Below are 10,217 nucleotides of genomic sequence, written 5' to 3' on the forward strand. Positions count from 1 at the left end.
ACCCGGCACGCAGCACGATCTTCACCCACAGCGCGGTTCCCGCCCTCAACCAGCTGCTGCTTCCCTTCCTGAGCCTCGTCTCCGTCGCCGAGCTGCAGGAGCACATGACGGTCTCGATGAGGCTGTCCAAGTCATCGACGATGGTCAGCTCGTCATCGGCGAGCCGGCGGGGGGTGATTGTGACCGGAACGGGCAGGGTTGCGGTGGAGCTGAGTGCCATGGCGGTTACCTCTCTGGGTGTTGGCAGTACGTCTTTTTCGGTGCCTTCGCCTCCTGGTAGAGCTTGGCCAGCGGTCGGCATGTCCAGCAGGTGCCGGAGAGCTGACAGCCGGAGCAGCCACCGGTGCGAAGCATGAGGGAATCGGCAATCTCGCCGAGCCGGGTCAGCCCTTCGACGCCTTCCTCGATGAGCCGGATGTTCGGGTCTCTTCCGACCTTGCATATCGAGGCGACGCCGAACGGGTCGGCGTGAAAGAACGTGTGTCCGGCGTTGCAGCCGCTGAATGGCTTCCGCTGCCGGAGGAAGTCCTCGGCCTGTGTGGGCAGGGGCTCCCCGCTGCCGTCGATGGTGGGCGACATGTTGGTGTAGGTCTGGTGCGGGAAGCCGTACTGGTCGGCGAGGGCCCGCATGTCGTCGACCTCGTGCGCGTTGGCCTCGGCGACGATGAGGTTCAGCCGTACAGGCAGCTTGGCCTCGCGAGCGGCGGCGAGTCCTCTTGTGAAGCGGTCGAATGCGCCGCGGTTCCTGGTGAATCCGTCGTAGGTCTCCGCGGTCGCTCCGTACACGCTGAGCGTGATCCGGTAGGGACGGTGCTTGGTGAGAACGTCGAGGATCATGGGTTTCGCGAGCTGCGAGCCATTCGACGAGATTGCCACCATCATGCCGAGCTCGTGAGCGTGCGCGTAGGCAGCGGGGAAATGCCGATCGATCAGGGGCTCGCCCCCGGTTATCTGGAGCCAGAGCACGCCGGCGTCGCGCATGATCTCCAGCAGCCGCGCCTTGTGCTCCCAGGTGAGACCCTCGAACTTCTTTTGCCCGAGATAGCAGTGCGGGCAGTCGTAGTCACAGCCCTTGTTGATCTCGTAGGAGGCGCGGGCGTAACCGTAGGGGGACGGAGTCCGCACGAGCACGGTCTCAGCCAGGGGGCGCCCTGTGATGTCCACGGACCAGGCCCGCTGTGCGCCGTCAGCGAGCCATGCCGGCGGGGCCTGCCCCTCGTCCGCTGCACGTTTCAACTCCAGGTAGCGGGCCAGTGGGATCTTGATGCCCGCGGCGTAGCCGGGCCGGACTACAAGGTGATCCTCGAGGAACGGGCTTGCGATTAGGTCATGCATCGGTCCTCCTGTAGATGGCCGATCGCCGGGCGGGGCGGGGGGCGACCGGCGTGCAGTCGGCGGGTTCGGCGTGAACGACCACGCGGACGTCGGGGCCGGACATGCGGGGCACCCAGTGGACGAGCCCGTTGTCGGTGTGCCGGCCGCAGGCGGAGCACACGCCGGTTCCGTGCTCGGGCTCGTCGTCCCACATCGGGCTCACTGGGTGCTCGCCCCGGTGCAGCGCGGGCAGGCGCAGGGCGGGTATGCCATGGAGAACGGCAGCGCCTTGACTGCCGGAAGTGTGCACGCCTTGACGGGCGTTCGCGCGTTCGTCTTGGGATTGACGCGGTACACGCTGATGGCGAGTCCGGGGTGATCCTTGCCGCTGCCTGTAGTCGTCACGCATTCAAGATGGCGCGGCCACAGAGAGTTGCGCGGCGTCAGTGCAGGCGTCAAAGCGGCGACATACGGGGCGTCATTTCGGTGTCATTCAAAGCGAGTTGGGGCTACCGTTCTCCCATGGCCACACCGAACAGCGCACTGCGAGCGGTCCGCATGGGCCTGCTCATGTCCCAAGATGACTTCGCCCGCGCCGTGCGAGATGCCGGCGCCCGCGCGGGCCAGCCCAACGACGCCAACAAGCGGCTCGTGCAGCGCTGGGAATCCGGCGCCACCATCGCGCCCCGCCCCGTCTATGCCCGCGCTCTGGAGTACGTCACCGGCCTGCCCATCGAGTCCCTCGGCTTCAGCGGCGTCGTGCAGATGGCGCGCGTTTCCGAGGACGGGCAGGGCGGCCACGACGTTGAATCCTCCGTGAACGGCATCGCGCCCGCGGCCGCGGCGCCGCAGCCCGAACCGCATGGCGCGCACCGGAACTACTCGGGCGTGTGGCTGTCCCGCTACGAGTACTTCTCCAGCGGGCGTGACTCGTCCTTCACCGGGCAGCACTACGTGGTGCTGCTGCAGCACGGCAACCGGCTGTCCGCGCGGAGCCTGCCGGGCTCCAGCGACTCGCCGCTGACGATGGATCTGGAGATAGACGGTCACGTTGCCACCGGTACGTGGACCGAGCAGACCGAGACCGATGGCTACTACCGGGGCGCCCGCTACCACGGTGCGATTCAGTTGCTCGTCGAGCCGACCGGGCGTCGGATGACCGGCAAGTGGGTCGGCTTCGGCAAGGAGTTTGATGTGAACACCGGGCCGTGGGAGCTCGTCTTTCAGGACGGGTCGACGAACAAGGCGACCCTCGCGGCGTACAACAGGCGGCCCGACGTCTGACCCTGGACGTACGAATGCGCCCCCTCCCACCCGAAGGTGAGAGGGGGCGCAGGAGTCAGACTGCGCGTAGTCCGCGGCTTGGTCCGAACTCAGCATGGAACTCGCGCACGCGCAGGCCTACTACCGTGGCAAGTTCTGAGTCTGAGTAGCCGTGTTCACTGCGGTGCATGTCGACGATGCTGAGCAGGATGCGCGGCTGTTCTGGTTCTGGCTCTGCTGGCTCGACCCGGCGGTAGCCGTGTTGAGACATCTGAACTTGCAGGCTTTTGTATCGGCGGTCATCTATCCTGCCCAGAACGTGGGCGGTCCTGATGATCGCTGCCATTGACGCCTTCCAGTACTGCTTGAGCTGAACAGCCCGCTGGATGGTCATGCCCTTCAGATGCGGCCCAACGAGCCGGGCCGGCATCAGGAACTCCGACGCGAATCGGTCGGCTTCCCGCTCGCCGTCATCACTCGGCATCTGGTGCATCACCAAATGCCCCAGCTCATGCAGGATGGTGAACCGTTCTCGCGTGGCTGACATCCCCTCATTGAGGATGATCACGGGGAGACTGTTGGGTGGACGGACGCTGAGACCAGAGATCTTCGGTGACTCGAGGTCTCGTCGGACGACGATGATGCCTGCGCGCTCCACGGTCCGGATGACGTCTGGTACTGGCCCGTCGGGCACCATCCAGCTGGCGCGGACGCGCGCAGCAGCATCCTCTGGCTCGTACTCGTCGGCATCCAGCACGGGGAGTCGGTAGAACGGTTCGATGTCCACGCTCGCCTCCAGCCGACGCATCTGCATCAGTAGGAGATTGACCTCCGCTTCGATCCTCTGCAAAGCGGTCTTGCCGAGGCCGGACTGCTTGCGATGGTAGAAGCCGGAGGGGCCGAGCCCCACGGGTTCATCGGGCCAGTTGAACAGTTCCTGCGGGTACCCCAGGACATCGGCGATCACCGCCAGGCGCTCTGGCGAGAGCGGCCCGACACTGTTCTCGGCTTTGGACAGGGCTGCCTGCGAGATGCCGGCCATGCTGGCCAGCTTGGACTGTGACAGGCCGCGTGACTCCCGCGCGAGTTGCAGCAGGCGCGGGTTCATAGTGGCTACCTCTCTCCTGAAGCGGTCTCGTCAGGGGTTTCCTCGGCTTCGTTAGCCGACTTGGGACGGATGACAGGGGTCTCGTCAGGGGTTTCCTCGGCTTCGTCAGCCGACTTGGGACGGATGATGGTATCCCTCTGATCCAGTGCCGAAGTGATCGGGAGGGAGGCAACCGGCGCCGCACCGCTCTCAAGCTTGAGATCCAGATCCAGCACCCACAACTGGTCTGCGTTGAGGGTGCAGGTGATGGCGATCCGGTCTAAGCCCAGCCCAGCTTCGTCGGGAAGGTAGCCAGCCACAAGGTGGGTCAACTCATCCATGCCGGGTAGCACCTGATTGGCGTACTCGCGACTCTGCTGGGTGGGGATACTGCTCGTGCGTAGCCCGGGGCCGCTGAACTTCTTGAAGCGCAGCAGGATCTTCCCTGCGAAGGTGAGCAGCAGGAATCCTCGGTCGTCGCTGACTATGACGCGAGAATCGGCGTCGAAGGTCTGCGTGGCCTCGTAGCGGATGAAGTCGTGCACGAGGTTGGCGCGGGAGCGGTTGCTGATGATGATGCCGCGCTTGGGGTCCTCCTCCAGTAGTTCGCGCCAGGACTTCCATCCCTTGTCGATGCAGTCACCGATAGCGCCCAGGTGTGGCGACAGGAGCTCGTTGGCCTCAACGGCCGTGATGGGTTGGGTCACAGGGGCATCCTGTCGACTTAATTTTGTGGTGTCAATTATTCGAGGAACTATTCCTTTCCTGGGCTGCGGGCGTGCGGCATGGATCAACGTTGAAAGGGCCCCCTGCCCAGCCCGTGAGGGCCAGACAGGGGGTGCACTACGTTCACGGGTACTGGCGGCGGGACGGATCGAGCGCGGCCGAAGAGAGCAGGCCACGCTCGGGCGGGGGTGCCCCGTCACGGCGGCACACCAGCGCATCGGGGTCATCGGCAGGCGCCTGCCAGCTGTAGCCGTCGGGGCATGCTTGCCCGTCGCTGCCGTCAGCACCAGCCTCTCCTCGAGGGCCTTGCTCGCCCTGAGGACCAGCCGGCCCCGGTTCACCCTGCGGACCTGCCGGCCCGACGACCGTTTCGCCGTCAGCGCCAGGACTTCCCGGGGTGCCGGGTGCTCCGGTCTGGCCGACGCCGTTCGTGCCATCGTCGCCCGGCTGGCCCGGCGTACCGGAAGGACCCACGGGACCAGTCGGACCCGCAGGCCCGATCGGTCCGGGGTCGCCCTGGTCGCCCTTCTCGCCGCGCTGTCCAGCAATGCCGGGCTCGCCGCGGCTTCCCGGCTCACCGGCGACAGGCGTACCTCCAAGCTGCTGCACCTGCCGGGCGAGCGCATCCCTGGCGTCATTCGCCGTGCGCAGGTCGCTGGCCAGGTTCTGCACCGTCAGCAGTGCAGCCCCGGCCAGGAGGGCGCCCAGCACCGCGGTGACGTTGCCGGGCCAGGACCGGCGCGGTTCGGACGTCTCGTCACGTGTCACGCTGCCGCTCCCGTCACGATCGTCGTCAGGTACGGCAGCACTGCTATGACCACGGTGATGACGACGCCGAGCATCCACCGCCGTGTGGTGACGATGCGTTCGGCGTCCTTCTCCCGGTACGTCTCCAGCGCCGTGACACGCTCGGTGATCGTGGCCTTCTCGATGGTGTAGACGTCCATCGGGACGACTTTGTCGAGGCGCTGGTTGAGCTGTCCCATGTCCTCGCGCCAGTCTTCGCGCAAGGATTGGATGAGCCGCCCGAGCTCCCCATTCGACGGCTCATCGGCCATGTCGAGCTCCGATCAGGGAAGTTCAGACGCCCTTGGCGAGGCTGGCCGAATTGGTGATGGCCCGGACGCGGGCGACGAGGCCCTTCAGGAGCGACAGTGCGGCGCCGACCCCAGCCGCCCCGGCCGCGTACCACATGCTGCCGTCGAGGGGCTGGGTGACGACGATGCCCGCGATGCCCGCCTGCAGGAAGGTGCTCAGTACCCGCTCGAGGAGGTCGCGGGCGTAGGTGGCGCCGGTCTTGAGGACGGTCTCGGCGCCGGGCAGGGGAAGAGACATGAGTGGATCCGTTTCTGCTGGAAGGGCGTCACTTTCGGGGTGCCAGGAAAGTGACAAGGGTTTTCACTAGACGGGCATCCGCAAAGTGATCAAGCGGTGACGGTGAAGCCGCGCTTCTTGCCGAGCGCGGCCAGGGAGGTTTTGCCGGGGATGCCGTCGGCGTCGGCGCCCTTGTAGCCGAGCCGCTTCTGCCAGGCGGCGTATGCGGCGATGGTCTTGGTGCCGAAGCTGCCGTCGACGTACTGCTGTGTCAGGAGGCCCTCCGCCTTGAGCGCCTTCTCGACGGTGAGCACTTCGCCCTTGTACGAGGTGTGGCCCTGCGCCGCGGCCGGGTCATGCTTCGCCGCGGACACGATGTGCGCGAGGGACACCTTGGGCTTGGCCGGGGCAGGCGTCGCCGCGGGCGGCTTCGGGGCCGGCGGCTTGGGCGCGGTGGGCGTGAGGCGTGCCTTGATGCGCTCGCGCATCGAGTCCATGGTGAAGCCGCGCGGGTCGATCTTCCCCGGCTGCCATTCGAGGTGCCCGATCACAGACCGGTACGTCCAGCCGTGTGCCCGGCAGAGTGCCGCGGCTGCCTGCTCGATGGCGAGGAGCTGGGCGGCCGGCCACGGGTCCTTCCCGTTGCCGAGGTTGACCGCCTCGAACCCGTAGAAGTAGCGATTGCCGTCGGTGTCGGCCTCGTTGTCGGCGGGCAGCGCCTTCTCGTCGACGACGGCCCGGAGGACGTCGCCGTCGCCCAGGCCAGCATGGTTGGCGCGGCCGTTGCCGACCAGGTGCACGGTGCCCGCCTTGTCGATGACGCCGTGGCAGAGCGGGCCGGGCAGAGCCGAGTGGCCGTTGTAGCAGAGCTCGACCGAGGATGCGGTCCCGGACGTCACGGTGTGGTGGATCATCACGCCGTGCACGGGCCCCCACGCGCCTTTGTGGTTGCGGTTGTTCGTGCGCCAGGAGCGGTACTCGACCACCTTCAGGCCCTCGGCACGGAGAGCGGCCAGGATCCGATCGGCGGACAGGGGTGCGGCCATCAGGCCTCCAGACATGAGAGAGGCCCCGGCCGTCTGGCTCGGGGCGTACATGGGGGGCGGCAGTTCAGACGTTCTCGGTGATCTCCACCTTGATCTTGCTGAAGATCTGGAACGTTCCGCCGGGCGATGCCGCCCCGGAAAGGGCGCCCTGCAGCTTCAGGGTGTGGACCCCCGGCGTCGCGAGAGTGCCATCCCATATCTGCGACACCGTGTCCCGATCCTGGTTGTCCATGGCGTGAATGGCGAAAGCCGCCGTATCCGCCACCCCATCGATCACGAGGCGGCCGTCCATCAGGACCGTGGTCGAGACGCCGCTCACGGCACAGTCGAAGATCCCGGTCACGTCGTAGCGGGCGTTTGCCGTCTCGGTGGTCACATTCACGAAGCAGCCTGGGATGTCTGCCCACGTGCTGTTGACCGAGTTCAGGGTGCTGGTCGCCTCGCCGACGTATTTCTTCGGCTGCAGCCATCCGAGCTGCTGCGCGGTGACCTTCTGCCCGGACAAGATCGGCATGCCTGTTCCCTTCTCACAGTGCTGGACGCCACGGGGTGGCGAGGACGACGGGCGAGTCGTCGAGGTGCGCCACCTGGACACCGTTGATGCCCCGGGTCACGCCGAACGTCTGACTGAGGGCGGTGCCGGTGCAGCTATTGACCCGCATCACCTCGACGCCGCCCACCAGGACGTCAAAGGGGAAGCTGCTGGCGTAGTTGGTGCTGTCCACCCATCGCGGCTCAGAGGCGCTGGTGACGTTGAGGATCCCGGACGTGTCGGACGTGGGCCCGTTGGTGATACATCCGTGGGTGTCCGGCCGGACTACGCCGACTACGCCGACCGTCCAGGGGCCGGCCGGGGTGGCGTTGAAGTCCACCTCCCAGACCTCTGCCCCGATGACCTCCACGGCGCCGTGCACGAGAAGGTCGATGGTCTCGTCCGGCAGGTGCGGGGGCGGATTGACGATCGTGATGCGGTCGCCGCCGTCGATGGCGGTGACCTCCTCGGCAAGCTCCGGGTTCGCCGCAAGGTTGATGCTCACGACCGGGTACCGCGGTTCGTCCCACGTGCCCAAGTGCGCGCGCCAGGCCGCATGCTGCAGGGCCTGGTCGTCGCTGAACAGGTTGCGCGTGACGGAGTCGTCGTAGATACCCACGCCGCCCTCGTCCGGCGACAGAACGGACAGCGGACCCTCGGTGATGACGACGCGCGGCGACGTCGAGCCGCCCTCGCGGCTCACGCTGCAGTCGTTGCGCGTGGCCTGGTCGTCGTCGGTGGGTTCGGGGTCGGCCACCTCTCCCGCGCTGTAGTCGAGCGCGAGCTTCACCGGCTGGTTGTACATCTGCATGCGGGCCATGAAGCGGAACCCGACATCGTCGCTCTCACGGTCCTCGCACAGGGCGCCCATGTCGGCGTCTGCCGCGCTCTGCAGGACCTCCATGAGGGACTTCATCCCCTGCGGGCCCAGCTGGGTTGTCGCGGCCGGTGTACCGGTGGGGCGGAACGGGACCGAGGCCTCGCCGCAGAGCCGCTCGATCCGCTCGGCAGCCGTCTCGCCCTGGTGGCCGAGGAGCGCGGCGTAGGTCTCGGCCGCGTCCGCGGTGCCTGGCCGGTAGCAGAAGTGCCCGATGCTGTAGGGAAGGAAGTCCTGGCCGCCACCGCTTCTCAGGCTGTACTGCCACTGGATCCTCTTGACGGCCTTATAGGCGGTGCCGGCATGGGTGCCGCTGGCGCGCTGCACACCGTCCAGGAACAGAAACCAGTTGGTGTTCGCGCCGCCGCCGCCGGACGTCGTGGTGAACCTGATGTGGTGGGGGGCAGTGTTGAAGATCCCGGCGCTGGTGAGGGTGGTCACCGCACTGTCTGAGGTCTCCTCGGTCCGCAGGAACCGGTAGATGGTGATCTCGTCCGCGAACGGGTCCAGGTACAGGGTCCAGTTGACCATCGGGTCGGCGACGGAGCCCGTGCCGTAGCCGTAAATGTCCAGGGTCTCGGAGCCGCCGCCGATGCCGGAGCGGGCGTAGTCGACGGACCAGCTGGTGATGCCCGTGCGGTCCGCCACCGCCGCCGAGAAACCACCAGCAGCCTCGTCCAGGAGCTCAACGACCGGCTCACACCAGGGAGCGATTTCGCCCTTGCCCCAGTTGGGCTGAGTTGGCGCACCGGCGCCCAGGTCCCAGGAGATGAGCATGGGCGCGCTGCCGTTGATCTCTGCGCCCTGCGTCGCGTTCTCACCGTCGGTCATCGGCCAGTACTCGTATGCGTCCCGCTCGAGGTAGCGGCGGATCGCCGACGACAGGGGCGCGTTGCCCTGCCCGGTACGGCGCAGGGCGCCGGAGGCCTCGATGGACACCCACACGTCGGCCCCGGACAGGTCCGCACGCACCGGCCACTCGGACACCTCGCCGATGAACCTGGTCTTGCGGTTCGAGATCGTCGTGTTGGTGCCCACCGTCCACGTCCGGCCGGAGCCGTCGACAAAGCTGGTGTCGCCCGGGTCCTGCACGGTGAAGTCCGGGCTCGCGACGACGGACCCGCCGATGCCGTTGCGGAGCTCGAACTTGTGGACCTTCCCCTTGGAGCTGGGGAAGCCGAGGTCCGACCAGCCGTCGCCGACACGCACAGCCGCCGAGCTGTTGAAGATGCTCGTCACGCCGGCGGTCACCACGTCGCTGCCGAGCTGCGTCCACGTCCCCGAGATCGAGTCGGCCACGTAGAACCGCACGGTGTTCCCGCTGGCCCCGTTGTTCACGTCCAGGGTCACGCGGACGGCCATCCTGCCCGAGGGTGTCACCGGAAGGTCGGCAGTCGACGCCTTGGCGATAGTCGTGACGCCTGCCGCGCTCCACTCGAAGTGCAGCCGGCGGTCCCGCATGAGCAGCAGCCACGACCGCTGATTACCGGCGGCCGCGCCCTTCCCGCAGAGTTCCACGCTGCCGCTGTCGAGCCAGTTAGTGAGGGTCGCCTCAAGCCTGATGTCGATGTCGCCGACGATGTCGAGCGCCGCGGCGTCCGGGGTCGTCGCCCCTGTGCCGGACGCGGTGGTGCCGGTCGTGGCCAGGTACGAGTCACCCGCCAGCACACTCAGCCGGAAGCGGGTGTTGCGGCCGATCTGCCCGTAGTACGGGCCGGACCGGTTCCGCGGGGTGAACTGACCGCCACGGTTGTTGAGAAGGAGGGTGCACCTGCCGTGGTCGGCACGCTGCCCCTCGTCGTCCCGGCCGCCCTCGATGTGGATGTCCTGGCGGGTGTAGACCCATTGGGTGATGTCGGTCCACACGCCGCCGAGCTTCAGCTCAGCGAGGATGGGCACGAGGAACGTCACAGCGGGCCGCCTTTCATCGGGTGCTGAAGGCGGTGTCTACGGAGCCCTGGCCCTTAGAACTCCTAACAGAATGCTGCAACTCACCTTGGAATGTTGGTGTCTGATGGGTTGTTAGCCTGCACATGAGAAGGGGTGAACAGCCGCCGT

Annotated in this window: 11 protein-coding genes and 1 pseudogene; 2 read left to right on the top strand and 10 right to left on the bottom strand. The window is 67.1% G+C overall.

Annotated elements, in window-relative coordinates; genetic code table 11:
• Positions 1-134: pseudogene (locus ACWDO5_RS33655) on the top strand (tryptophan--tRNA ligase); the annotation flags it as partial.
• 91 nt (positions 135-225) lie between these two features.
• On the opposite strand, the gene ACWDO5_RS33660 reads toward ACWDO5_RS33655, so the two are convergent.
• Entirely contained in the window at positions 226-1,335 is a 1,110-nt protein-coding gene (locus ACWDO5_RS33660) for a radical SAM protein (RefSeq protein ID WP_450534355.1), read from the bottom strand.
• 198 nt (positions 1,336-1,533) lie between these two features.
• On the bottom strand, positions 1,534-1,719 hold the full coding sequence (locus ACWDO5_RS33665; RefSeq protein ID WP_450534356.1) for a hypothetical protein: 186 nt from the start codon (positions 1,717-1,719) through the stop codon (positions 1,534-1,536).
• Positions 1,720-1,836: 117 nt separating this feature from the next.
• Here ACWDO5_RS33665 and ACWDO5_RS33670 point away from each other — a divergent pair, with 117 nt between their 5' ends.
• The gene (locus tag ACWDO5_RS33670) at positions 1,837-2,598 is read left to right on the top strand and encodes an XRE family transcriptional regulator (RefSeq protein ID WP_450534357.1); all 762 of its coding nucleotides are present in this window, start codon (positions 1,837-1,839) and stop codon (positions 2,596-2,598) included.
• Between the two features lie 55 nt (positions 2,599-2,653).
• Here the strand turns inward: ACWDO5_RS33670 and ACWDO5_RS33675 are convergent, their stop codons facing one another.
• The 8 genes from ACWDO5_RS33675 to ACWDO5_RS33710 form a co-directional block, all read right to left on the bottom strand.
• Positions 2,654-3,685 carry a helix-turn-helix domain-containing protein gene (locus ACWDO5_RS33675; protein WP_450534358.1) on the bottom strand — a complete coding sequence of 344 codons (1,032 nt, stop codon included), beginning with the start codon at positions 3,683-3,685 and terminating at the stop codon, positions 2,654-2,656.
• Between the two features lie 5 nt (positions 3,686-3,690).
• On the bottom strand, positions 3,691-4,371 hold the full coding sequence (locus ACWDO5_RS33680) for a hypothetical protein (RefSeq protein ID WP_450534359.1): 681 nt from the start codon (positions 4,369-4,371) through the stop codon (positions 3,691-3,693).
• A 142-nt stretch (positions 4,372-4,513) separates the two neighbouring features.
• Positions 4,514-5,158 carry a collagen-like protein gene (locus ACWDO5_RS33685; protein WP_450534360.1) on the bottom strand — a complete coding sequence of 215 codons (645 nt, stop codon included), beginning with the start codon at positions 5,156-5,158 and terminating at the stop codon, positions 4,514-4,516.
• The gene (locus ACWDO5_RS33690) at positions 5,155-5,448 is read right to left on the bottom strand and encodes a hypothetical protein (protein ID WP_450534361.1); all 294 of its coding nucleotides are present in this window, start codon (positions 5,446-5,448) and stop codon (positions 5,155-5,157) included. The genes ACWDO5_RS33685 and ACWDO5_RS33690 overlap by 4 nt, the downstream gene beginning before the upstream one ends.
• A gap of 22 nt (positions 5,449-5,470) precedes the next feature.
• Positions 5,471-5,725, bottom strand: coding sequence for a hypothetical protein (locus tag ACWDO5_RS33695; RefSeq protein WP_450534362.1), 255 nt, complete (start codon positions 5,723-5,725; stop codon positions 5,471-5,473).
• 89 nt (positions 5,726-5,814) lie between these two features.
• Complete coding sequence (locus ACWDO5_RS33700) at positions 5,815-6,750, bottom strand: N-acetylmuramoyl-L-alanine amidase (RefSeq protein WP_450534363.1); 936 nt, start codon at positions 6,748-6,750, stop codon at positions 5,815-5,817.
• A gap of 64 nt (positions 6,751-6,814) precedes the next feature.
• On the bottom strand, positions 6,815-7,255 hold the full coding sequence (locus ACWDO5_RS33705; RefSeq protein WP_450534364.1) for a hypothetical protein: 441 nt from the start codon (positions 7,253-7,255) through the stop codon (positions 6,815-6,817).
• Between the two features lie 22 nt (positions 7,256-7,277).
• A complete protein-coding gene (locus tag ACWDO5_RS33710) occupies positions 7,278-10,070 on the bottom strand; it encodes a hypothetical protein (protein WP_450534365.1) in 2,793 nt (930 codons plus the stop codon).
• Between the last annotated feature and the right edge of the window lie 147 nt (positions 10,071-10,217).

Source organism: Streptomyces sp. NPDC000880 (genome assembly GCF_053599675.1).

Bases quoted from the DNA above. Each gene is read 5' to 3' on its own strand.
- ACWDO5_RS33660 (WP_450534355.1), bottom strand. From the start codon at position 1,335: ATGCATGACCTAATCGCAAGCCCGTTCCTCGAGGATCACCTTGTAGTC.
- ACWDO5_RS33670 (WP_450534357.1), top strand. From the start codon at position 1,837: ATGGCCACACCGAACAGCGCACTGCGAGCGGTCCGCATGGGCCTGCTC.
- ACWDO5_RS33675 (WP_450534358.1), bottom strand. From the start codon at position 3,685: ATGAACCCGCGCCTGCTGCAACTCGCGCGGGAGTCACGCGGCCTGTCA.
- ACWDO5_RS33690 (WP_450534361.1), bottom strand. From the start codon at position 5,448: ATGGCCGATGAGCCGTCGAATGGGGAGCTCGGGCGGCTCATCCAATCC.
- ACWDO5_RS33695 (WP_450534362.1), bottom strand. From the start codon at position 5,725: ATGTCTCTTCCCCTGCCCGGCGCCGAGACCGTCCTCAAGACCGGCGCC.
- ACWDO5_RS33700 (WP_450534363.1), bottom strand. From the start codon at position 6,750: ATGGCCGCACCCCTGTCCGCCGATCGGATCCTGGCCGCTCTCCGTGCC.